Origin of the sequence: Lentzea albidocapillata subsp. violacea (genome assembly GCF_900100275.1) — a bacterium.
Taxonomy (GTDB): domain Bacteria; phylum Actinomycetota; class Actinomycetes; order Mycobacteriales; family Pseudonocardiaceae; genus Lentzea; species Lentzea violacea.
In genome coordinates, this window is record NZ_FNET01000007.1 from 213,737 (window position 1) to 235,525 (window position 21,789).

The window sequence follows — 21,789 nt, forward strand, 5'->3', positions numbered from 1 at the left end:
GAAATCTTGCCGGCCATTTCGCGGTCAGGCGGGCGCATCGTGGTGCCGCCCCCACGTCCTCATACTGGATGTATGGGGGCGTGGGGGCGGTGCCGCGAGGTGTCCTACTGAGCGTGAAATTGCACGCCAAGATTTCACGCCACGGCACTAATCCACGAACAGGGCATCGGCCAGCTGCAAACGGCCGGATACCCCTAGCTTCCGGTAGATCCCCGAGAGCACGCCTTCTACCGCGGCCGGGGCCATGAGCAGGGTGGATGCGATCTCGTCGTTCGAACGGCCACGTGCCGCCAGCTCCGCCACCTGGTGCTCCGTCGGGGTGAGCGCGGTCGGCCCGGTCTGCCGCATCCGCCGAGGTCCGGCGCTCGTCGCCACCAGTTCGGAGTAGGCCCGCGCGGCCATCGCGACCGATCCGCACTTCTGCGCCAGGTCGACGGCGTCACGCAGGCACGTCCGCGCGAACGCCGTGTCGCCCTGGCGCCGCACCACGACGCCGAGGTCCACCAACGCGCGGGCCAGCTCCAGGCGGGCGGGGGAGGCGCGGAGCACCCGCACGGCCTCCTCCAGCAACGTCCGCCCGGCCGTTCCCGCCGTCACGCGGCCCTCCGCGCGCAACGCCATGCCCAACGCCCTGGGCGCGCCCCAGACGCGGGCGAGCGCCACCTCTTCCTGGGCCAGGTCGCGCGCTCGTTCGCCGTCGCCCATCGCCGCGCAGGCCAGGGCCGCTCCGGAACGCCACGACAGCGCCGCCGGGTTGCGGTACGGCCAGGCGGCGCAGTGCCGTCCGGCGGCCAGGAACGCTTCCAGGGCATCGTGATCGTCGCCTCGCGCGGTCAGCACGCGGCCGCGCACGGTCAGCACGCCGCCGAACGACCACGTGCGCCGCGCCTCGTCCGTCGAGGCCTCGGCGATCACCGCGGCGGCCTCGTCGAGACGGCCCTCCTCGAGCAGGATGTCGGCGAGCAACGCGGCGTGCCAGGTGGAGACGGCGTGCCAGCGCCGGTCCTGCCGCAGGTGGTCGGCCGCCACCTGCAGGTCGGCGCGGGCGGAGGCGAGATCTCCCTTGCGGCGCTGGACGTTCGCGCGCATCACGTTCGTCAGCGCGCGCAACGCCGGTGCCTGCGCCCGGTCGACCTCGTCCAGCACGGCCAGTGCCTCGTCCAGCGAGTCGGCCAGGTTCAGCGTCATCGCGGACGTCAGCGCGGCGAGCACCCCGTCGGGCGAGACGAGCCGGACGGCCTCGGTGGCGCTGATGTCCCCGACCATCACGCGGTGCAGCACCCCGGCGGGCGTGCCGAGCGAGACGGCCGGCGGCACGGCCTCCTGCCACACCAGCCCGTGCACTGCCAGATGTGCTTGTGCGCAGGAGGATTCGCGCGACAGGACCACCGGGATCTCGGCTGGACTGCCATCGGCGTGCAGGGCGTAGGACAACGCGATCGCGGACTCGACATCGTCCACATCGGACTGCAGCGCCTCGCGCAACCGGGCCGTCGCGCCGGGCAGGTTGCCTACCAGCTCGGCGATTCCCAGCAGCCGCAACGCCCGCGACGGGTTCGCCACCGGTTCGCGCAGCGCCCGCCACAGCAACCGTGCGGCACCGGGCGTGTCGCCGTGGCTCACCGCCTCCTGCGCGGCCCGGTCGAGCACCTCGCCCGCCCACGGTTCCAGGCCCGGTGAGGTCTCCAGCAGGTGCTCGGCCACCACCCGGTCCGAGGCGCCGTGCGTCCGCAACGAGCGCGCGGCCCGCAGGTGCAGGTCGGCCCGTGCCGCAGCGGGCATGTCGCTGAGCACCGCGGGTCCGGCCACGCCGAGCAGTTCGACGGTGTGCACGGCCTCGGCGAGCTCCACCGGGCTCAGCCGCGTCAGTTCGGCCAGCACACCGGGATGCGGGGACGGCCCGAGCGCGGCCAGGCAGTGTGCCGCGGTCACGACGGGAGCGGACCGGCGGCGCAGCCTGGCCGCCATGATCTCGCCGGACACCTCCGCGCCGTGCCGCGCCACCCTCCAGGCGGCCTCGGCGGTCGGCGGGACCCCGTCCTCCGCCAGGGCCCTGACGAGCCGGGTCACCGCCAGCGGGTTGCCGCCGGTCGCGTCGAAGCAGGCGGCCGTGAACTCGGGCGCGGCCTCGCCCAGTGCCGCCGAGACGAGACGGTCCGTCGCGGCGGAGGTGAGGTTGTCCAGCGTCACCCGCCGGCACGAGGCCATGATCTCGCCGAACGACGGGTCGTCACACCGCTCGCCCAGGCCCACGGCCAGCACCACGGCGATGCGCAACCGCCGCACCCGCAACGCCAGATAGGCGAGCCAGCGCAGGGACGCCGCATCGGCCCAGTGCGCGTCGTCCACGACGACGAGCAGGTCGCCACGTGCGGCGAGCGCCGCGGCCAGCCGGTAAACGCCGTGCAGCACGGGGAAATCGGCCGTCGTCGCGGTGAGCTGCAGCGCGCCGGTCGCTTCCGGCGGCACGAGATCTGAATCGACCAGGTCGAACAGCTGGGCCACGATCCCGAACGGAAGATCGCTTTCCAATGCACTTCCGCGCGCTCGCACGACCTGCCCGCCGGATGTTTCCCAGCGCGCGGCGAGGTCGTCCAGGGTCGCCGTCTTCCCCGTGCCGGGTGCGCCTTCCACCACCGTGGTCGTGCCCGGCGCCGCCTGATCGCCGATTCCGGCGCACCATACTTTCAGCCGGTTTTCCAAGATCTCTCCACAATCCGCCGCTGAAAGCTCAGCGGAATTGATGCTAGGAGAAAGCGCTCCACTTGCCCAGGTAAAGCTTCCTGGACTATGGCCGTCTCAACAGGATGGCGGCCCGTATGATCCCGCGGGCTACTACTCGAATGGGTAGCGTCAGGCCTGGAGAGGTCGTCCCGGCGGCGTAAGGGGGGCCGCTCGGGGCTGGTCGTGGTGCTGGTCGTTGTGGTAATGCAGCGCTTGTTCTCCGCCGCCGCGGAGCGAAAGGAAGAATGGGTGTCCGGGAATCGGGACGGGATGTTCCGCGGCCGTGAGGGAGAACGGCAGCTCCTGAACGGCGTGCTGGACGCGGGCACCGGTGTGGTGCTGATCGACGGCGCGGCGGGCACCGGCAAGACGCGGTTGCTGGCCGAGATCGCCGCCGTCGCCGCCGGCCGCGGCTTCGAGGTCGCCACCGCGCAGGACGAACTCGATCAGTCGTTCCTGTTGGCCCGCCTGGCAGAACGCCGTCCGGGCGGTCCCGCGCTCGTCGTGCTGGACGATCTCCACGTGGCCGAGCCGGGCACCCTGGCCGTACTGCGTGGTCTGTTACCCGCCTCCACCCACGAAAAGGTGGTCTGGCTGCTCGCCCGCCGCCGCGGTGAGGGCACCGACCGCCTGTTCGGTGCCGCCGTCCAGCGCGGTGCCACGAGGATCGAGCTGCGGCCGTTGGCGGACGACGTGGTCGCGGACCTCGCCGCCGACCTCGCGGGCGGGGTCCCCGACCACGACCTGAAAGCGCTTGCTTCCACCGCCCAGGGCAATCCCGCCGCGTTGGCCGCGCTCTTCGGAGCCCTGCACGAGGACGGTCTGGTGCTGACCAGCGCCGGGCACGCCTCGATCAGGGCCGACCGGCCGCCGCGCCGCACCGAGGCGTTGCTGCGCGACCGCGTGGATGCCCTGAGCGGCGGCGCAAGGCACCTCCTGCAGGTCGCCGCCGTGCTCGGGCCGCGCTTCGAACCCGGTGACGTCGCGGAGATGCTGGCGTCGAGCACCGCGATCCTGTTGCCCGCCCTGGACGAGGTCGTCCGCGCGGGCGTCGTGACGGCCCTGGACGACCGGCTGGCGTTCCGGCACGAACTGCTCTGGCGCCTGGTCGCCGACTCCGTGACCCCTCCCGTGCGGCGCGCGCTGCACCGTGAGGCCGGCGAGATGCTGCTGGGGCGCGGGGACTCCGCCGTCGTCGCCGCGAAGCACCTGTTGCACGGTGCCCAGCGCGGCGACGCCCGGTCGATCGACGGACTGGTCGCGGCCGCGAAAGCCGTGCTGTGGAACGCTCCCGAGGCCGCCGCCGAACTCGCGGTGCGCGCGCTCGAACTGACCGACCAAGCGTCTGCTTCGCTGGTCCGCCGCACGGTCATGGCGGTGCGAGCGCTCACCGCGGCCGGCCGGCTCACCGCCGCACAGGCGCTGGCACAGGAGGCCCTGTCCCGTCAGGTCGCCCCGGAGCCCGCCGCCACACTCCGGCACTGCGTGGCCACGACGACGTTGCTGGGGGCCCGGTACGCGGAGTCGCTGGAGATCTCCGAGGCGTTGCTGCGCGAACCCGACCTGGCGCCGGAACTCGCACCCTGGGTGGAGATCACCCGGCTGATGGCGTTGCTCGGCCACGACCGGCGCCGCGCGGAGGAGCTGGCCGAGTCCGTCGTGCGCACCCGCCAGGGCGCACCGGACGACGTGCTGGCAACGGCTTTGGCCGTGCTGGCGGCGATCGCGCGCGACACCGGCCGGCCCGGCACCGCGCTGGAACTGGCCCGCGAAGCAGCGCGGTCGAGCACCTCGCACGACCTCGGCGCGTACCCGCAACTGCTGCTCGCGACCCTGCTCGCGGGACTGCGGGAGTTCGCCGACGCCGGCAACGTGGTGCGGCGGGTCCGCGGTGGGCCGTCCGCGGTGGTCACCAGGGAGGTCACGACCGCGGTCGTCCAGGCCCGGATCCTGTTGCAGGCGGGGCGGATCGAGGAGGCCGCGGCCGAGGCGCGCGGCGCGCTGGCGGTGGCGGAGGAGACCGGGCACGAGACGGTGGTCGCGCCGGCGCTGGCGGTGCTGGCGATGGTCGCGATCCACACCGGCGACCTGCCCGCGGCGCTCGAGCACGTCGAGCGCTGCCGCGAGCGGGCCCCGGCCGACGGCGTCATCTTCTCGCGCGCCTACTACCAGTGGACCGACGTGCTCGTCACCTACGTCGGGTCCGGGCTCGACCAGGCGCTGGCGCTGCTCACCGGCGAGTACCGGGGCCTGGTGTCGTCGGGACTGTTCGCGGAGGAACCCCGCGCCGCCGGGTGGTTCCTGCGCCGGGCGCTGGAGGCGGGGGACGAGCGGCTGGCGACGGCCGTCGTGGACCACGCCGAGCGGCTGGCGCGGGACCATCCGGGATTCCCGGCGATCGGCGCGGCCGCGGTGCACGCGCGCGGCCTGCTCGACGGCGACGCGAAGTCGCTGGAACTCGCCGCGCGGGAACACCGGGACCCGTGGGCACGGGCGAACGCCTCCGAGGACCTCGGCGTGCTGCTCACGGGCTCGCCGGACCGGTCGGCGTCGGTGAAGGCGCTGGAGGACGCGCTCGGGCTCTACCGGGAGATCGGTGCGTCACGCGACAGCGCGCGGGTCCTGGGCCGGTTGCGCAAGCTCGGCCGGCGCCGCAGGGCCGCTCCGGCGCGGCCCGAGTCCGGATGGTCCAGTCTGGACGACACCGAACGGGCCATCGCCAACCTGGTGGCCAAGGGCCAGACGAACCGGCAGATCTCCACGCAGCTGTTCATGTCGCCGCACACGGTGAACTTCCACCTGCGCAAGATCTTCCGCAAGCTCGGGATCAGTTCACGCGTCGAACTGGTGATGAGGTCGAGGGACGACCGGTGACCGGCACGCGTTTGGCCTGACGCCGCAACTGCAGGATCCGGGCGGCGCCGACGACCGCGACCAGCAACGCGCCGCCGATCGCGCCGAACAGCAGCGCCACGCCCAGGGGCAGGCTGAACTGGCCCCACAGGAAGTGGATCGTGGCGTTGTCGCCGTTCTGCAGGATGAAGACCAGCAGGAAGATCAGCACGACGATCGCCACCAGCACGGCGACCCAGGTGCCGCTGATCCGGGTGGGCCGCAGCTTCTTCGGCGCGGCCACCGGCGCGGACGGTGCGGCGGTCGGCGGTGCGGCCGGGATGGGTTCCGTGACCGGGGTCTTCGGGGTCTCGTCGCTGGAGGTCGCCACGTTCTGAATTATCGGCGACCGGGCGTGATCTCGCGCGCTGGCGAACGGGTTACAACTTGCGCAACCCGGACAGCACGCGTTCGAGCAGCGTGATGTTCGGCGTGGCGCTCGGCTCGTGCACCGCGACCAGGTTCAGCGTGATCAGGTCGCTCAGCAGCACCCGCGTGACACCGAGCGGGATCTTCATGAGCGCCGAGATCTCGGCGACCGAACGCGGCTGCAGGCACAACCTCATCATCGCGGCCTGGTCGTTGGTCGCGAGGTAGAGCCGGTCCTCGTCGGTGGAGAGCAGCGTTTCCAGACGCAGGTCGTGGCGGGCCGTCGTGCGGCCGCCGGTGCGGGTGTAGGGACGGATGAGCGAGCTGTCCCTGGCGGGGCCGTTGGTCGGGTCTTCTTGCACAGGCCACTCCGGTGGCGGTTCCGGTGGGCGTTGGCGCAACGGTTGCTGACGAGGCAGTTGTTGCGTCTCCGCGCCGTTGAAGTCTTCACTTCCGTCGGCGCGCAGCCGTCTACGGGTCGCCGGAGACCCGAAACGCGCCCCCGTGTATCCGATTTCCGTCGCTTCCTCGTCGTGCACGTGCCCAAGCTATAACGAAGTCGCCCAAATGTATGTGGATCACGTTGCCTTTTTGTCAGTCAGGTCGAATCTGACTTGGATTGCCGTGCCCGACGGCGTCGTTTGGGTGCGGACGAGATCCGCCAAACGGTTGACGAGCAACAGACCGCGACCGCCCGGCTCGTTTGCGTGAACAGGGGTCCGGCCAGCCAGAACATCCGTGATGTGCCCGTTGTCGTTGACTTGGCAAACAATACTTTTGCTTTCCGCCCAGACGCGGACCGTGCTCTCGCCGCCTCCGTGCCGCACGCTGTTCGTGGCGAGCTCGGTCACCGCGAGCGTGAAGTCGTCGACCCGATCATGAGCCAGCCCCAGCTTGACGGCCTGCTCACGGGCGAACGCCCGTACCGCCGCCATCGCCCCGGCACCGACGGACGTGCTCGCCGCGTCGGACGGGATGGTCAGCGGTAGTGAGTGGGCGGCGACGACCACCCGCGCGGGGTGGAAGTGGTCGCTGGGGCGGTGGCCGCTCGCGTCGATCACGACCGGGTGCGTCTTCTCGGCGTCGGCCAGGATGTCATGGGTGAGGGTGGTGGTGCTGTAGGGGCACAGGATGCTCAGGTCACGTCCGCTGAACGCGTAGTTGACCAGCGCCTCGTGCAGCGTGCACGCCGGGTACTCGACGTCGGTGCGCAGGTCCCACACCGGCTCGCTGATGATGCGGACGGCCCCGCGGTGCCGGTCGGCGAACGCGCGGAGCTCGGGGATGATCCGGCCGGGGTTGCGGCCGGTGTCCGTCATGTCGAGGAACGTGACCAGGTGGGCGAAGCCGCTGAGCGCTTCCTTGAGCAGCTGGAGGTTCCTGCCCGGTACCGCCACCGCGACGGGTTCGGCGCTCGCGAGGCCCTCGACCACGAACGGGACGGTTCCGTCGATGTAGGACTCCTCGTCGGAGTAGAACAGCGCCGGATGTGCGAACGTCATGTGCCACCTCTCGTCAACGTCCCAGGATGCGCACCCGGCACGTTGCTCAAACCATCATTTCTTGACCCTCACACCGTGTCAGCCCCTACACAGGAGCAGTCATGTTCACGATCGGAGACTTCGCCCATCTGGGGCGTGTGTCGGTGCGGATGCTGCGCCATTACGACGCCGTCGGCCTGCTCCCGCCGGCGCACGTCGACCCGGCCAGCGGCTACCGCTTCTACACCGCCGCCCAGCTGCAACGACTGAACCGCGTGGTCGCGTTGAAGGACCTCGGTCTGACGCTCGACCAGGTGCGTGTGGTGCTCGACGAAAAGCTTTCCGTCGAACAGTTGCACGGCATGCTTTCGTTGCGGCGGGCCGAGCTGCGGCAGCAGATCCTCGCGGACGAGTCGCGGCTGCGCCGGGTCGAGGCGCGTCTCCGTGCCATCGAAAGAGAAGGCGCCATGCCCACCGACGAGATCGTCGTGAAGCCCGTCCCCGCAGTCCGGATCGCCCGCCTGACCGCGACCGCCGCGTCGTACCAGTCCGAGGACATCGGCCCGGTCATCCAGCCGCTGTACCCGGAGCTCTTCGAACGCCTGGGCCGCGCGGGGGTCGCGCCGTCCGGCCACGGCATCGCGACCTACGAGTCCGCCGAGGGCGACCAGGTGGTCGTGCGGGCCGGCGTGACCGTGGCAGTCGAACCGTCCGCCGCCTACGACTTCGAGGTCGTCGACCTGCCCGCGCTGGCCGAGGCGGCGACCATCGTGCACCGCGGCACGATGGACGGCGTCGACACCTCGTACCAGGCCGTGGCGGCGTGGGTCGAGGCGCACGGGTACCGGCAGAACGGGTTCGCCCGGGAGGTGTACCTGAACTACGGCGAGGGTGACCCGGCGGACTGGGTGACCGAACTGCAACTGGAGATCACCAAGCCCTAGTCCTGGTGGATGCGGCGGTGGAGGGACTCCATCCGTTCGTCCAACTGCGCCGCGATCAGCGCGGTCGACATCAGCTCGCCCACGAAGTCCGCGGGCGGGCTGTCGTCGTACTTGTAGAACAGCTTGTGCTCCAGCGTGGCCCAGAAGTCCATGGCGATGGTCCGCAGCTGCACCTCGACCTTCACGTGCTCGACCCGGTCCGACAGGAACACCGGGATGCGCACGATCAGGTGCAGGCTGCGGTAGCCGTTCGGCTTCGGTGCGGCGATGTAGTCCTTGGTGTGCAGGATCTCCACGTCGTGCTGGCGCGCGAGCATCGCCTTGACCCGGTAGACGTCCGAGACGAACGGGCAGATCACCCGCACGCCCGCGATGTCGTCGAGCCAGTCGCCGATGGAGTCGAGGTCGAGCGGAAAACCCTTGCGCCGCAGCTTCTCCAGGATGCCTTCCGGCTTCTTCACCCGATTGGTGATGTGCTCGATCGGGTCGTGCTGGTGGACCGAGTCGAACTCCTCGCTCAGGATGCGGAGCTTCGTCATGAGCTCCTCGATCGCGAACTTGTAGACGAGCAGCCGCCGTTCGAGGTCGCGCAGCAGGCCCAGGTCGTGGGCGAGGTCGGTCACCACACCAGAGTACTGATCACGCTCGTCAGAACTGCGCGACCGCCTCGGGTGCGTAGCCGTAGAAGCCGGGAAGACCACCTGTGTGGAGGAACACGACGGGCACGTCGCTGCGCGGCGCGATCTCGCGGAACTTCACCGCGGCCTTGCCGGTGTAGACCGGGTCGAGGATCACGCCCTCGGTCTCGGCGAAGAGCTTCAGCACGTTCCACATCTCCGGTGTGGGGACGCCGTAGCCCGGCCCGATCGTGTCGTCGGTGACGGTGAGGTGGCCGAGTTCCGGGGCCGGCTCGCCGAGGAGCGCGGCGGCGTCCGTGGCAAGGGTGCGGAGTTCCTGCTCGGCGTCCGCGGCGGTGTGCGAGACGCTCGCGGCGTGGACGGTGCCGCGCCAGCCGAGCAGCTCGGTGCCGAGTGCCAGGCCGGCCGCCGTGGCGCCGCTGCCGTCCGGCACGACGATGGTGGCGTTGTCGATGCCGCGCTCGTTCAGCTGCCCGACGAGCTCGACGGCCGCCGCGACGTAACCCAGTGTCCCCAGCCCGTTCGAGCCGCCCACGGGCAGCGTGACGGCCTTGTCGTGGTTGACCTTCTCGTAGGCCAGCACGGTCTCGTCGGCGTCCGCGCAGACGTGCACGTTCGCCCCGAACATGTGGTCCAGCACGACGTTGCCGGACCGCTCGTACGCGGCGCCCGTCATCGGCACCTTGGCCGTCAGCACGAGCTCGCAGCGCAGCCCGAGCTTCGCGCACGCCGCCGCGGTCTGGCGGCCGTGGTTGGTCTGCAGCGCGCCGAACGTGATGATCGTGTCCGCGCCCTGCTCGATCGCCTGGCCGAGCAGGAACTCGAGCTTGCGCAGCTTGTTGCCGCCCGCGCCGAGGCCGTTGACGTCGTCGCGCTTGATCAGGACCGGCGGGGCGCCGAGCGTGGCCGCGAGCCTCGGGGCGTCCTCCAGCGGGGTCGGCCAGGTGCCCAGGGAGACTCGGGGGAACGCGCTCAGGTCCATGGGCCGAGTTTAGGGCGAGACGATCCGCGTCAGACCTCCCTGCCGAACTCCGCGTACCGCGTGGAACCGCTCTCAAGGGCTGCCACGGCGAGCGTGAGGCGCCGGTGCAGTGACGGGTAGATGCGCGGCTTCGCCTCGTCCAGCGTCAGGTACAGCACGCCTTCCAGTTCGGGATCACACGCCACGGCACCGTCCACGACGCCACCGTCGAACACGAACTGGTGGCAGTCGCTCCAGACCCCGTTGCGCGGCGTCCAGTCCACCACCAGCAGCGGCCCCAGAGCCACCGAGAGACCGAGTTCCTCGTGGATCTCCCGCAGTGCCGCGGCCTTCGGGGACTCGTCGGCCTCGGTCATGCCGCCGGGGATGTCCAGCACCGCCTTGTACGTCGGCACGACGAACAGCACGCGTCCGGTGGAATCACGGATCAACGCGCCGCCCGCGCACGTCTTGGCGGGCCGCCGGGACGCCACTCCGGGCACGTACTCCAGTTCGGCCGGACCCTCGTCGAGAACGTCGGCGGCGAATGATGCGGGGTCCCCCGCGTGCAGTGCGGACACGAGCCGATGATCACACCACAGAGTGAATAGTGCACGCCTTGTGCGCCGGTTTCGCGCTGGTGAACGGACGTCCGGAAGATGACGGTCCGCAACCAAACGATCGGGGAGTACGCTTAGCCCTGTAACTCCGTGCGATCAATCGCCGATGTCCAGGCAACATCGGTGGAGGTGACGCCAATGGGGGCAACCGGTGCCGCCAAGCGCAGACACGACGGTGGATCGGCCCCGTGGTCGGTGGTCGGACTGACTGTCGTGTTCGTCGTGGTGGCCCAGGTCCAGTTCGCCATCGCGATCGCGGAATCGGTCTGGTGGCCGGCCGTGGTCGGGGTGTTGCTGCTGGCAGCGGCGGTCGCGTTCGTCAAGACGGCGCGCAGGCTGCGTTGGGAAGACAGCGACTCGTACGAGGCACCGCCCGAGGTGGCCATGCCGCTTCCGGCAGAGCACTACGAGAGCCAGGTCGACGCCGACGGAAGCCTGGCACGCGCGGTCGGCGACGTCGTCCACGCGTCACGGCGCTGGCGGGCCTGACCGCCTCATAGCGGAGGCCGGGTCACGAGGTGGCCCGGTCATGTCGCCGTGCTCAGGGGTCCGTACCCGCAGAATGGGGCCATGCCGACGTCTGCCGAGTGGCTCGAAGTGCGCGCTCACCTGCTCGAACACCGTCACGCGCTGGCGCTCGCGGCCGCCTCCGAGTACCCGGACGTGCCCAGGGTCGCCGGCACACCACTGCTCACGTCGCCGGACTGGATGCCTGCCGGTCCGATTCCGCTGGCCGATCTCTCGCTGGAGCTGAAGGCCTCCGCCGCGCTGCCCGACGTGCCGGTCCCGGCGCTGCCCGACGGGTTCGGCAGCTACTCGGAGACGATGGCGGTGCTCGCCGCGCCGGCCGTGTTCCAGAACCGCGGTACCTACCGGCTGCTCGGCTTCACCGGGCGGCACCTGACGTTCGGGCTCGGCAGCTACTTCGACGGCATCAACGTGGGCGAGGCCTGCGCGCACGAGTACGCGGCGCAGGTCGGCGGGCTGCCGTTGCGATCGGCGGTCGGTGATCCGTGCGATCCCCGGCGACGGCCCGTCAACGTCGCCATCAGCACGCTCACCCTGCGGCACGACGAGGTCTCCGGGGAGGCGACGTTCTTCCTGCACTGGCGGGACCCGAAGCGCGTCGGGCACGCGGGCGGCATGTTCCAGGTGCTGCCGGTCGGGGTGTTCCAGGGTTCGTCGGAGGCCGACTTCTCGTTGTGGCACTGCATGATCCGCGAGTTCGCCGAGGAGATGCTCGGTGCGGAGGAGATCCACGACGCCGACTACGCGGCCTGGCCGTTCGCGCGGCGGCTCACGGAGGCGGCCCGCGTGTTCTACCTCGGCATGGGCGTGGACCCGCTGACGTTCGCCACCGACATGCTGACCGTGGCGGTGATCGAGGCTTCGCGGTTCGACGAGCTGTTCGGCGATCTGGTGTCGCACAACGAAGAGGGCCAAGTGCTGCGCGGACTTCCGTTCACCGCTTCGAACGTCGAGCGGTTCGTGCATCACGAACCGACGCAGGCCGCCGGTGCCGCGCTGCTGTCGCTGGCCTGGCAGCACCGGGCGGAGCTGCTCAAGGCCTGAACGGGTTCGGCAGGTACGCCCACTTCGCCGTGCGCGGGTCGAGCCGCATCAGCGTGAGTGGCTTGGTGGGCAACGGATCGTGCAGCAGCGCCTGCCGGTCCGGGGTGTCCGGAACCGTGCGCGCCACCACGGCCCACAGGTCGGCGTCCGGGGCGTCGAGCGCGTCGACCAGCCCGGTCAGCGCGGTCGCGAAGAACGTCGCGAAGGTCTTGGCGCGCAAGGCCTCCGGGCTCGCGTGCAGGCGTTCGGGCAGGCCGGCGCGCGGGCTGACACGGATGTCGGCGAGGTCGCGGTAGATCACCCGGCTCGGCCTGCCGCCGACCAGGCCGACCAGCAGGTTCTGTTCGTGCGCCTCCAGGGCGACCCCGCGCGCGAGCAGCGTCATCAGCGGCGGCACGGTCAGTTCGGCGAACTCCGCGAGCCAGCCGATCGGGTCGGCGATCGGCACGCCCCTCAGCGCGGCCAGGGGCAGCAGCGTCTCGCCCTCGCGTGGCACGGGTTTGTCGCGCAGGATCACGCCGAGCCTCCGGTCGGGTTCGCCGTCGGTGAGCACGGCGGCCGATGCCCGGTTGTGCTGCAGTTCGATGCCCTCGACGGCCACGTCCAGGAAGTCGGAGACCGTCGTCGCGGTGGCGATCGAACTACCGGAGATGTCCCGCACGGCCGAGGTGATCTGGGCGCTCAGCGTCGTTTTGACGTGCCAGGCGCCGGCCGAGAGCGTGCGCAGCGCCATCAGCGGACTCGCGTCGAGGGTGCCGGCGGTGGTCACGCCCAGCCGGTCCGCCTGCCAGGGGTGCACCGGGAGCAGGATCCGCTCGCCGTCGCGCAGCTCGTCCGGCCAGTCGCCGAACACCACGTGCCGTGCCGCGGGGTGCAGCCGCAGCGGCACGACCGGGCGGTGCTCGGGGCCGTACTCGAGGTGGTCGGCGGCGGTGAACCCGGTGCGGTTGCGGCAGCACGGGTGCAGCGGATGGCCGTCGACCACGCTCTGCTCGTGCTCCTCCAGCGACCTGTCCAGGAATGGCGTCGTGAGCGGGCTCGTTGTGCGGGACAGGGCCAGCCCGGCCACGCTGTGCGCGACCTCGGCGATCAGGTCCTCCGAGTGGGGCCAGCGCAGTGCGGTGAGGAGGTCGACCGGGTGGGAGTGGTCGGCCGGATCGACGCTGACCGGCGGCAACGGCTCGATCGCGAAGGCCCGGCGCAGGCGCGCGAGGATCGCCGCACGGGCTCCGGGCAGCGCCGCGACGAACCTTTCGGCGCGACTTTCGTCCAGCGCGGCGGCGAACTCGGACTCGACAGGTGTTTGCGTCAGAATGATCTGATCCTGACACATCGCCGGAGAGAAGCGGACACCGGTGGAATCGATCACTGCCCCCGACGGCATCACGACGACGGCCCTGCTGAACTGCCTGCGCCGGGAGGTGGGGGAGTGGGCGGACGGCATGCTCCGGCTGCCCCGCACCGGCACGCTGCTGCGCGTGCGGGAGGGGCGCTGGCTGTCGGACCCCGAGGTGTTCACCGGTTCGTGGCAGCCGTTGTCGTGGCACGAACTCGCCGTGCTCGTCACCAAGGAGCTCGGTGACCCGCCGGTCGGCTTCCTGGACGAGGTCGCGGGGTCGCGGTCGGCCATCGCCGCCGTGCTCGACGCCCGCACCGCTCCGCCCGCCGATCTCTACCGGCGCTCCGAGCAGGCGCTGGTCGCCGGCCACCGCTACCACCCCGCGCCGAAGGGCCGCGGCGGCGTGCCCGCGCCGGAGTGGCTGCCGTACGCGCCCGAAGTGTACGCGAGTTTTTCGTTGGCACAGCTGGAAGGCTCGTTCGTCGACGACGGCGAGGTGCCGTTGCCCGCCGGGGTCCTCCCCGCGCATCCGTGGCAGCTGACGTTACTGGGGCTCGAAGGACCGGTGTCCGGGCCCGAGGTGTGGCCGACGTCCTCGGTGCGTACCGTCTACGACCCGGCGGCAGACCTGTTCTACAAGTTCAGCCTCGACGTGCGGATCACCAACGACGTGCGCCGGTTGTGGGCGCACGACCTGCGGTGGATCCCGCCGCTCGCGCGCCTGCTGAGACCGGTGTTCGCGGACATCGCCTCGGTCTACCCCGGCGCGGCGTTCCTGATCGACCGCGGCTACCGGACGTCGCCGGATGCCTTCGAAGGGCTGGCGGTCGTGGTGCGTGACGGTATCCGGCAGCACGCGCTTCCCGGCGTGACCCCGTTGCTGGCAGCAGGGATCAGCGAGGGCTTCGAGGGAAACCCGTTGGACGGCTTGGATTCCGGTGGTGCGCTGCGCTGGTTCCGGCAGTACGTCTCGGTCGTCGTTCCTCCGGTGCTGCACGCGTTCTTCGCGCACGGCGTCGTGATGGAGTGCCACCTGCAGAACGTCGTGGTGGGCGTCGACGCCGAGGGCATGCCGGTCCAGGCGATCTACCGCGATCCCGAAGGCATGCGGCTGCTGCCCCGTCACACCGAGCTGCTGTCCTCAATGGACGGTCCGGACGGTTCGCGGGGAGTGTCCGAGGCGAAGGGATGGGAGCGGCTGCAGTACTGCCTCGTCGTCAACCACCTGGTCGAGATCGCGGGTGCCGTGCTGGACCGGCACCCCGGCCTGGACGTGTGGGCGCAGGCACGGTCCGTGTTCGTCGCCTATGCGCGAGACCACGGATGTGACCAGGTCATGTCGTTGCTGGACAACCGGTTCGTGCCCGCGAAGGCGAACCTGCTGTTGCGCTGGACGCGTGCGGAGGGCGCGGCGAGCCGGTACGTCGACTGCCCGAACCCGCTGTACCGGAATTAGCTCACACGGCAACCTGGACGCCCGCTGCCGCGTGAAGGTTCCGTGCTGTGTCTTCTGGGAGAAGTGAGTGCGGGAGCGGTGGACCTGGGCGCGCCCAGGCAGCGGTGCGCGCTCGCCGTCAACGCCGGCAAGGTCGTGCCGGTCGACCGGGTCCGGGGTGCCGACGCGGCGCCGCGGGCGCGCACGACCCTGCACCGCTACGTGTCCCGGCTGCGCCGGGCGGTGGCGGCGATCGGCGGGCTTGCCATCCGCCCGGCTCGCGATGGGGCGGATCGCCGCCGAAGCCGCCACGCACCTGCGGAACGCGGCCGTCCTCGCGAGCACCGAACACATGACCGGCGCCGCCCACGTCGTCTTGGGGCACCACGAGACCGCCGCCGACCACCGCGCGCTCGCCATGCATCGCGACCAGGGGTACCGCACGGGGGAGGCCGCCGGGCGGGAGGCGCTCGGCATCTACCTCCAGCGTGGCATGGAGGCGGAAACCGAACGCGTACAACGACTTCTCGCCCGAACACGAAGGTGACCCGCGTGGCCCTTACGGGGCGAACCAGGACACGCCGCGAACTTCCCGGCCACTCAGAGGAGGCGCTTGATCTCTCCTCTCGCCCGGTAGAAGCCGCCGCTCGCCGAGGTGTGGATCTCGGTCACCAGGTACCGCGCACCGGGCACCCGGATGTCCTTCGGGAACTGCACGGCGCGGGAGCGGTCGTAGCCGTCGGAGATCACGTGGACGCGCATGCGGCCGCCTTCCTGCACGCACTCCACCACGACGCCGCCGGACGGGATCGCGCTGGCCACAACGGTTTCCACCTCGGCCGTCGCCTCGACGCGCTGCCAGTGGTCGGCCTTGATGTCGCTGCGCTGCGGCAGTTCGCCCTGCTCCGCCGCGTGGATCGCCGCCGGGCTGGCGTCGATGCACGCCAGCGAGCCGTCGGTCGTGACGATGTAGAGGCGCTCGTCGCGGTACTGCATGGAGAACGCGGAACCGCAGCCCGTGCCCAGCTTCCACAGGCGCGTGCCGTCGGCCGCGAAGCAGTACACCGACGAGTGGTTGTCGCCGGCGAACACGTAGTCGCCGCCCGGCGAGGTGGCGCACGAGAAAACCGCCGCGTCGCAACGGTAGCGCGCGGTCTCGGCGCCGGTGGCACGCGACAGCCGGTGCACCCAGCCGCGGCTGGTGCCCGCGAACACCTCGGTGGGCTCCTGCCAGCCGAACAGCACCGCACCCGTCGTCTCGGCGTGCCACAGGGGATCGCCGGTGCGCGCCGCGTAGTGCGTGACGCCTCGCGAGTGCCCGTGGAACGCGCCCTCCGGCGCACACCGCACCATCCACGCGCTGTCGCCCGCGCTGCGGCGCGACCACTGGAACTCGTCCTCGTGGTCGACGATCGTGATGCCGCCCTGACGATCGGACACGCCGAGCACGCCGTCGTCGATGTCGAGCCAGTAGATGTCGACGTCGGCGGCGATCTCGTACGCGACGCGTGGCACCTTGCCGCCCAGGTCGTACACGCGCCCGTCGTCACAGCCCGCGTAGATCCAGAAATCGTCGGCGACGATGCACTTCACGCCGTCCGGTAAGCCATAGCGCCCGGTGACCTGGCCGTCGTGCGTGAGCGTGAAGACGTCGCCGCGCTCGTTGCCGACCCAGGCCTCGTCCTCGCCGATGAAGATGCCGAACGCGGGCGCACCGGAATGGAACCGCCACAGCACAGGGGCCTGCCGCGCACTGGACCGCACGCTGGTGATCTCGCGCCGGGTGATCGCCCGCCGCTGCCGCCCGCCCTTGACCGCGGGCGCGTAGCCCTTGCGGACCTTCTCGCCGATCTTCTTCTCGGCCGCGCTCACCGCCTTGGCCTCGTCGGCGAACGTGGACTCGCGCGTCGAGCCCCGCTCGCCGATGCGGCCGAACGTGATGCTCACCCTTGTGCCGTCGACGACGACCTCGTAGAACTTGTGCGCGCTCCCGCTCGCCTCGGACAACTCCAGGTACGTGGTGGCAGCAGCCACGGTCTCCCCCTCGCGTTGATCAGCTGGAATGACCGTAGCAAGGGGGTCTGACAATTCCGGTGTCAGGCGTTCGCGAGCCCGTTGCGGAACCAGTCCGGCATCTGCTCGTCGTTGCGCGGGAACCACTTCTGCTCGGTGGCGAAGTTCGCCGGGGACGGCGCGGCGTCGAACTTCGGTGCCTCGTCGCGGTTGTAGCGGATGGAGAACGTGCCGGGAGGGTCCAGGATGTACTCGAACTCGATCCACGAACCGAGCCCATTGGCGTACATGCCCTTGCGCAGCTGCTGGAACCTCCGCCACACCTCCGGCGGGAACGACCAGCCGCGCACCGAACCGTCCGTCATCTTCACACCCGTGTCGGCCTCGCTGTGCGGGCCGATCATCTTGGCGCGCAGTACCAGGCGCGACCACCCCTGCGGCAGGGTCGGCAGGATCTCCTGGGTGATCTCCGCGAGCTTCTCCTGCTGCTCGATCGGGCTGAGCGCCGGCCAGTTCGCCATGGTTGTTCGCCTTCTCCTAGATCATGGTCGGGCCCGGCCAGCCTACGAGGTGGTCGAGCGCATCGGTGACTACCTCGGGTTCGGCGTCGTGAACGCACCCGTCCGCATGGCCGCCCACCACGCTGTCCGGAACAGGCCGGATCCGCTGCGACAACGTTGACAGCCGGCCGTCGCGGCGCCGGACCGGCCGCACCTCGCGGCGGACGCTGCCCGCCCGCGAGGTGCGCGCGGGTGGCAGGGGTTCGTATTCTGGTGCTTCACAACAGCGTCGGTGCGAGGGGCCGAGAGTGGACGGGCAGCGTCGGGACCGGCTCGAGCGGATGATCGCGGAACGCGCCGCAGGTTCGGAGTGGCCGCCGGCGCTGTGCACGGTGTGCGTGCAGGTGCTGCCCGGGGTGGACGCCGCGGCGCTGGTGCTGCGCGGCGACGCGCGGGCGCAGGAGATGGTCAGCGCCAGCGACGGGTGGGCGGCGGTGATCGAGGAACTCCAGTACACGCTGGGCGAGGGGCCCGCGGTGGAGGCCTGGCGCGGTGGCGGTCCGGTGCTGGTCGGGGACGTGAGCGCCGAGCAGGGCAGGTGGCCCGGGTTCGCCGACGCGGCCGCGGAGGAGGGCCTCGCCGCGATGTTCGCGTTTCCCCTGCAGGTCGGCGGCATCCGGCTCGGCACCCTGGACCTGTACCGGCGCCGTCCCGGCGGGCTGTCCGCGGAGGCGGTCACGGACGCCGCCCTGCTGGCCGACCTGGCGACGCTCGCGTTGCTGGAGAACGAGCTCGCGGCCGACGAGGACAAGCTGCGGATGGAAGTGTCCTATCAGGACGTCCACATGGCGACCGGTGTGCTGGCGGCGAAGCTGCGCATCAGCCTCGAGGACGCCTTCGCCCGGTTGCGGGCGCACGCGTTCGCCGAGCGGCGGTCGGTGCTGGAGGTCTCGCGCGACGTGCTCGACCAGCGGATTTCCCTTGATCGGCTGGCGGACTGAACGGGGTCGTATGCTGTGAACGTGTCCGATGTCCGAGACGAGGTTGTTCCCGCGCTGAGCGAGCTCACCGCGAGTCTCATCGATCACCACGACCCGGACACCGTGTTGCGCCTGGTCACTGCCGCGTGCACGAGGTTGCTCGGTGCGTCCGCCACGGGCGTGCTGCTGAGCGACCCGCGGGGCGGCATGAGCGTCGTGTCCGCCTCCGACGAGCGGTCGCGGTTCGTGGAGCTCCTGCAGACCCAGGCCGACGAAGGTCCCTGTGTCGACTGCATCAGGGACGGGGTGGCCGTGACCACCACCGATCTTGCCGCCGAGGACCGGTGGCCCACGTTCCGGCCGGCCGCACTCGCCGCCGGTTGCCGTGCGGTGCACGCCGCCCCCATGCGACTGGCCGGCCAGGTGCTCGGTGGCCTGAACCTGCTCTACCTCGAGCCCGTCACCCTGGAATCCTGGCAGCAGCGGCTGGCTCAGGTGCTCGCCGACCTGGCAGTGCTCGGACTGTCCCAGGAAACCGGACCAGCGCGCGTGCACCGGCTGACCGAGCGCACGCTCACCACGCTGAACGACCGCGTGCAACTCGCGCACGCCGTCGGCCTGGTCGCGGGCACGCTCGACGTCGGTGTCGACGTCGCGCGGACCCTGATCCTCGACCACGCCCGCGAGGCCGGCAGGTCGGTGCGCGATGTCGCCAGGGCCCTCACGAACGGCGAGATCGAGCCTGCCGCGGTCCGTTAGCAGCCGGGTGGGTTCCGTGTCGCGACCTCGCCGATTCTCCCTGACCATGACTTGAGAGGGGTGCACGGAGGAGGGCTGCCAGGTGGAAAGCGCGGCACCAGCGGGTCGTCCACTCGACCTCGTCCGGCCCATGCTCGCCACCCCCGGCAGCGCGCCGCAGGACGACGGCTGGGCCGTCGAGTTCAAATGGGACGGTTACCGGGGCGTCGCGCACTGCCAGGGCGGCACCGTGCAGCTGATCAGCCGCAACGACCTCGACTTCATGCAGCGCTTCCCCGAGCTGAACGTCCTGCCCGACCTGCTGCACCACCGGACCGCCGTGCTCGACGGCGAGATCGTGGCCCTGGACCAGGAAGGACGGCCGAACTTCGGACTGCTGCAGCAACGCGACAAGCTCGTCCCCGGCGTGCGGGAGCTGCGGCCGAGCCGGCCGCGCATCGCCTACTTCGTGTTCGACCTGCTGCACCTGGACGGGCGGTCGCTGTTGTCGACGCCCTACGACGCGCGGCGGGCGATGCTCGTCGAGCTGGGCCTGCCCGGTGACCACGCGGTGCAGGTGCCTCCGACGTTCCTGAGCACCGATCCGGCGGACGTCCTGCACGTGGCGAGCCAGTACGGGTTCGAGGGGATCGTCTCGAAGCGCGCCAAGTCCCGCTACGAGCCGGGCCGCCGGTCACCCGCCTGGGTGAAAACGCCGTTCCGGCACACCCAGGAGGTCGTGATCGGGGGATGGCGCGTCGGGCAGGGCAACCGCGCGGGCAGGCTCGGCTCCCTGCTCCTCGGTGCCCACGACGGCCAGGGCGGCCTGGTGTACGTCGGCCACGTCGGCACGGGCTTCAGCCGGACCGTGCTCGCCGACCTCCAGCGGGAGCTGGAAAGGCTGGAGCGGCCCACCAGTCCGTTCGCCGTCGAGGTGCCGCGCGAGCACGCCCGCAACGCCCGCTGGGTCGAGCCGGAACTGGTGGGCGAGGTCGAGTATCGACAGTGGACATCGGACGGCCGGTTGCGGCATCCGGCCTGGCGTGGCATGCGTCCCGACCGCGAGCCGTCCAGCGTGGTACTTCCTCCAGCGCCGTGAAGGACGGCGGTTCAGCGTGCGGCGACCACCCGGACCGTCTCCAGATCGGAGTCCGTCGGGTCGGGCAGGTACATCCCGGCCTTCTTGCCGCTGCGCAGGTAGTCGACCACCGGCTGGGTGATCACCTCACCCGGCAGCGCGGCCGGCACGCCCGGCGGATAGGGGCTGATGGTCTCCGCGCAGATCCGGCCTGCCGCGTCCTTCAGCGGCACGTGTTCGGCGGCGGCGAAGAACGCGTCCCTGGGCGGCATGACCTGGTCCAGTTCGAGCTCACCCGGATCGGGGACCTCGACCGGTTTCGCGGTGGGCAGGTCCGCGCCCAGCATGGCTTTGAGGGCGTCGACGAGTCGTGCGACGGTGCCGGCGTCGTCGGCGACGGTGATCTGCGCGGCGATCCGCCGGTGGTCGGAGAGCCCGACGTCCACGTGGCAGTTTGCGCGCAACCACTCCGCGGCGGAGTAACCCGAGATGCCCAGGTCCCGCAGGTCCATGACGATCTTCAGCGGGTCGTGCTCGAACGCTTTGCCGGTGCCGACGACATCCTCGGCCGACACGATCCGCAGGCCCAGCGCCGCCAGCCGCTCGCGGGTGCTCGCACACAGTTCGAGGGCGCGACCGAGGAGTTGCTCGCCGTGCTGCGCCATCTGCCTGCGCCAGCCGTCCAGACATCCGTAGACCAACGACGACGGACTCGTCGTGTCGAGCAGGTCCGCTCGCATGGCCAGCACGCTCGGGTCGACCCGGTCGCCTCGCAGGTGGTAGACGGAGCTCTGTTCCAGACCGGCGCCCATCTTGTGCACGGACGTCACGCATAGGTCCGCGCCCGCGTTCATCGCCCACGCCGGCAGATCGGGGTGGAACGGCAGGTGCGCGCCCCACGCCTCGTCCACGATCAACGTCTTGTCGTGCGCGTGGCAGACCTCGGCGACACCGCGGATGTCCGCGCAGGTGCCGTAGTCCGTGGGGGTGATCAGCAGCATGCCCTTGGTGTCCGGGGCCTTGCGGCAGGCGTCCTCGACCTCGTCCGGTCCCGGCGGGTAGGCCCACTCCCACACCGGGTCCCAGCGCGGGTGCACCCACACCGGCTGCACACCGCTGATGATCAGGCCGGCCACGACGGACTTGTGCGCGTTGCGCGACACCAGCAAACGCTCGCCTGGCGCGGCCACGGTGATGATGCACGTCTTCACCGACAACGAACTGCCGCACGTGGAGAAGTACGCCCTGTCGGCGCTCACCGCGTCGGCCATCAGGTCCTCGGCGTCGGAGATGACGTTGCCGCTCATCTCCCGGTCGTCGAGCCCGTTGAGCTTGATCAGGTCCGCGCTGAACACGTCGGGCCCGAGCACCTGCAGGACCCTCGGGTCCACGCCCCGTCCCTGCTTGTGCCCTGGCGGTACGAAGCCGATGTGGTTCTCGTGCCGGTAGCGCTCGATCGCGTCGAGCACCGGCGCCCTGCTGTGGTCCATCGCCCTGCCCCCTCC

The 21,789-nt window shown here is 70.9% G+C and carries 20 protein-coding genes; 9 read left to right on the forward strand and 11 right to left on the reverse strand.

Annotated features, from left to right (window positions below; all coding sequences use genetic code 11):
* Positions 1 to 147 precede the first annotated feature (147 nt).
* Entirely contained in the window at positions 148 to 2,634 is a 2,487-nt protein-coding gene (locus BLR21_RS18230) for an AAA family ATPase (protein WP_143027756.1), read from the reverse strand.
* A gap of 339 nt (positions 2,635 to 2,973) precedes the next feature.
* On the opposite strand from BLR21_RS18230, the gene BLR21_RS18235 reads away from it, so the two are divergent.
* Positions 2,974 to 5,598 (forward strand): helix-turn-helix transcriptional regulator, encoded by a 2,625-nt coding sequence (locus tag BLR21_RS18235; protein ID WP_143027757.1) that lies wholly within the window; start codon positions 2,974 to 2,976, stop codon positions 5,596 to 5,598.
* Here BLR21_RS18235 and BLR21_RS18240 read toward each other — a convergent pair.
* The 3 genes from BLR21_RS18240 to BLR21_RS18250 all read right to left on the reverse strand — a co-directional run bounded on the left by BLR21_RS18240 (position 5,552) and on the right by BLR21_RS18250 (position 7,487).
* Entirely contained in the window at positions 5,552 to 5,947 is a 396-nt protein-coding gene (locus BLR21_RS18240) for a LapA family protein (protein WP_090007012.1), read from the reverse strand. The two genes, BLR21_RS18235 and BLR21_RS18240, sit on opposite strands and share 47 nt — an antisense overlap.
* 49 nt (positions 5,948 to 5,996) lie before the next feature.
* Positions 5,997 to 6,347, reverse strand: a complete 351-nt coding sequence (locus BLR21_RS18245; RefSeq protein ID WP_176929686.1) for a DUF742 domain-containing protein — start codon at positions 6,345 to 6,347, stop codon at positions 5,997 to 5,999.
* A 216-nt stretch (positions 6,348 to 6,563) separates the two neighbouring features.
* Positions 6,564 to 7,487, reverse strand: a complete 924-nt coding sequence (locus BLR21_RS18250; protein WP_030476425.1) for an anti-sigma factor RsbA family regulatory protein — start codon at positions 7,485 to 7,487, stop codon at positions 6,564 to 6,566.
* Positions 7,488 to 7,588: 101 nt separating this feature from the next.
* Between BLR21_RS18250 and BLR21_RS18255 the strand changes: the two genes are divergently transcribed.
* On the forward strand, positions 7,589 to 8,410 hold the full coding sequence (locus tag BLR21_RS18255; RefSeq protein WP_090007014.1) for a MerR family transcriptional regulator: 822 nt from the start codon (positions 7,589 to 7,591) through the stop codon (positions 8,408 to 8,410).
* On the opposite strand, the gene BLR21_RS18260 is transcribed toward BLR21_RS18255, so the two are convergent.
* The 3 genes from BLR21_RS18260 to BLR21_RS18270 are packed head-to-tail and all read right to left on the reverse strand — an operon-like array spanning position 8,407 to position 10,590.
* Positions 8,407 to 9,036 carry a GTP pyrophosphokinase gene (locus BLR21_RS18260; RefSeq protein WP_256334759.1) on the reverse strand — a complete coding sequence of 210 codons (630 nt, stop codon included), beginning with the start codon at positions 9,034 to 9,036 and terminating at the stop codon, positions 8,407 to 8,409. The genes BLR21_RS18255 and BLR21_RS18260 overlap by 4 nt on opposite strands.
* 22 nt (positions 9,037 to 9,058) lie before the next feature.
* On the reverse strand, positions 9,059 to 10,030 hold the full coding sequence (locus tag BLR21_RS18265) for a D-cysteine desulfhydrase family protein (RefSeq protein ID WP_090007015.1): 972 nt from the start codon (positions 10,028 to 10,030) through the stop codon (positions 9,059 to 9,061).
* Positions 10,031 to 10,059: 29 nt separating this feature from the next.
* Complete coding sequence (locus BLR21_RS18270) at positions 10,060 to 10,590, reverse strand: NUDIX domain-containing protein (RefSeq protein WP_090007016.1); 531 nt, start codon at positions 10,588 to 10,590, stop codon at positions 10,060 to 10,062.
* A gap of 177 nt (positions 10,591 to 10,767) precedes the next feature.
* Between BLR21_RS18270 and BLR21_RS18275 the strand changes: the two genes are divergently transcribed.
* Together BLR21_RS18275 and BLR21_RS18280 are read left to right on the forward strand one after the other, a co-directional pair.
* A complete protein-coding gene (locus BLR21_RS18275) occupies positions 10,768 to 11,118 on the forward strand; it encodes a hypothetical protein (RefSeq protein WP_090007017.1) in 351 nt (116 codons plus the stop codon).
* Between the two features lie 81 nt (positions 11,119 to 11,199).
* Positions 11,200 to 12,201, forward strand: coding sequence for a hypothetical protein (locus BLR21_RS18280; protein ID WP_090007018.1), 1,002 nt, complete (start codon positions 11,200 to 11,202; stop codon positions 12,199 to 12,201).
* On the opposite strand, the gene BLR21_RS18285 is transcribed toward BLR21_RS18280, so the two are convergent.
* On the reverse strand, positions 12,191 to 13,534 hold the full coding sequence (locus tag BLR21_RS18285) for an IucA/IucC family protein (protein ID WP_090007019.1): 1,344 nt from the start codon (positions 13,532 to 13,534) through the stop codon (positions 12,191 to 12,193). The two genes, BLR21_RS18280 and BLR21_RS18285, sit on opposite strands and share 11 nt — an antisense overlap.
* A 22-nt stretch (positions 13,535 to 13,556) precedes the next feature.
* Between BLR21_RS18285 and BLR21_RS18290 the strand changes: the two genes are divergently transcribed.
* Positions 13,557 to 14,996, forward strand: a complete 1,440-nt coding sequence (locus BLR21_RS18290; RefSeq protein ID WP_218130901.1) for an IucA/IucC family protein — start codon at positions 13,557 to 13,559, stop codon at positions 14,994 to 14,996.
* A 241-nt stretch (positions 14,997 to 15,237) separates the two neighbouring features.
* Positions 15,238 to 15,522 (forward strand): hypothetical protein, encoded by a 285-nt coding sequence (locus BLR21_RS18295; protein ID WP_143027758.1) that lies wholly within the window; start codon positions 15,238 to 15,240, stop codon positions 15,520 to 15,522.
* 53 nt (positions 15,523 to 15,575) lie between these two features.
* Here the strand turns inward: BLR21_RS18295 and BLR21_RS18300 are convergent, their stop codons facing one another.
* Positions 15,576 to 17,009, reverse strand: coding sequence for a WGR domain-containing protein (locus tag BLR21_RS18300; RefSeq protein ID WP_090007021.1), 1,434 nt, complete (start codon positions 17,007 to 17,009; stop codon positions 15,576 to 15,578).
* Positions 17,010 to 17,071: 62 nt separating this feature from the next.
* A complete protein-coding gene (locus tag BLR21_RS18305; RefSeq protein WP_090007022.1) occupies positions 17,072 to 17,509 on the reverse strand; it encodes a hypothetical protein in 438 nt (145 codons plus the stop codon).
* A 287-nt stretch (positions 17,510 to 17,796) separates the two neighbouring features.
* On the opposite strand from BLR21_RS18305, the gene BLR21_RS18310 reads away from it, so the two are divergent.
* From BLR21_RS18310 to ligD, 3 genes are all read left to right on the forward strand, one after another.
* Entirely contained in the window at positions 17,797 to 18,489 is a 693-nt protein-coding gene (locus tag BLR21_RS18310) for a GAF and ANTAR domain-containing protein (protein WP_256334760.1), read from the forward strand.
* Between the two features lie 21 nt (positions 18,490 to 18,510).
* Complete coding sequence (locus BLR21_RS18315) at positions 18,511 to 19,227, forward strand: GAF domain-containing protein (protein WP_176929687.1); 717 nt, start codon at positions 18,511 to 18,513, stop codon at positions 19,225 to 19,227.
* A gap of 82 nt (positions 19,228 to 19,309) precedes the next feature.
* Complete coding sequence (gene ligD / locus BLR21_RS18320) at positions 19,310 to 20,305, forward strand: non-homologous end-joining DNA ligase (protein ID WP_256334761.1); 996 nt, start codon at positions 19,310 to 19,312, stop codon at positions 20,303 to 20,305.
* An 11-nt stretch (positions 20,306 to 20,316) separates the two neighbouring features.
* Here the strand turns inward: ligD and BLR21_RS18325 are convergent, their stop codons facing one another.
* A complete protein-coding gene (locus BLR21_RS18325; protein WP_090007025.1) occupies positions 20,317 to 21,774 on the reverse strand; it encodes an aminotransferase class I/II-fold pyridoxal phosphate-dependent enzyme in 1,458 nt (485 codons plus the stop codon).
* Positions 21,775 to 21,789: the final 15 nt, after the last annotated feature.

What these genes read in the sequence shown, in the direction of transcription:
- BLR21_RS18250 (WP_030476425.1), bottom strand. Translation starts at nt 7,487, where the DNA reads ATGACGTTCGCACATCCGGCGCTGTTCTACTCCGACGAGGAGTCCTAC.
- BLR21_RS18255 (WP_090007014.1), top strand. Translation starts at nt 7,589, where the DNA reads ATGTTCACGATCGGAGACTTCGCCCATCTGGGGCGTGTGTCGGTGCGG.
- BLR21_RS18265 (WP_090007015.1), bottom strand. Translation starts at nt 10,030, where the DNA reads ATGGACCTGAGCGCGTTCCCCCGAGTCTCCCTGGGCACCTGGCCGACC.
- BLR21_RS18275 (WP_090007017.1), top strand. Translation starts at nt 10,768, where the DNA reads ATGGGGGCAACCGGTGCCGCCAAGCGCAGACACGACGGTGGATCGGCC.
- BLR21_RS18280 (WP_090007018.1), top strand. Translation starts at nt 11,200, where the DNA reads ATGCCGACGTCTGCCGAGTGGCTCGAAGTGCGCGCTCACCTGCTCGAA.
- BLR21_RS18285 (WP_090007019.1), bottom strand. Translation starts at nt 13,534, where the DNA reads ATGTGTCAGGATCAGATCATTCTGACGCAAACACCTGTCGAGTCCGAG.
- BLR21_RS18305 (WP_090007022.1), bottom strand. Translation starts at nt 17,509, where the DNA reads ATGGCGAACTGGCCGGCGCTCAGCCCGATCGAGCAGCAGGAGAAGCTC.
- BLR21_RS18325 (WP_090007025.1), bottom strand. Translation starts at nt 21,774, where the DNA reads ATGGACCACAGCAGGGCGCCGGTGCTCGACGCGATCGAGCGCTACCGG.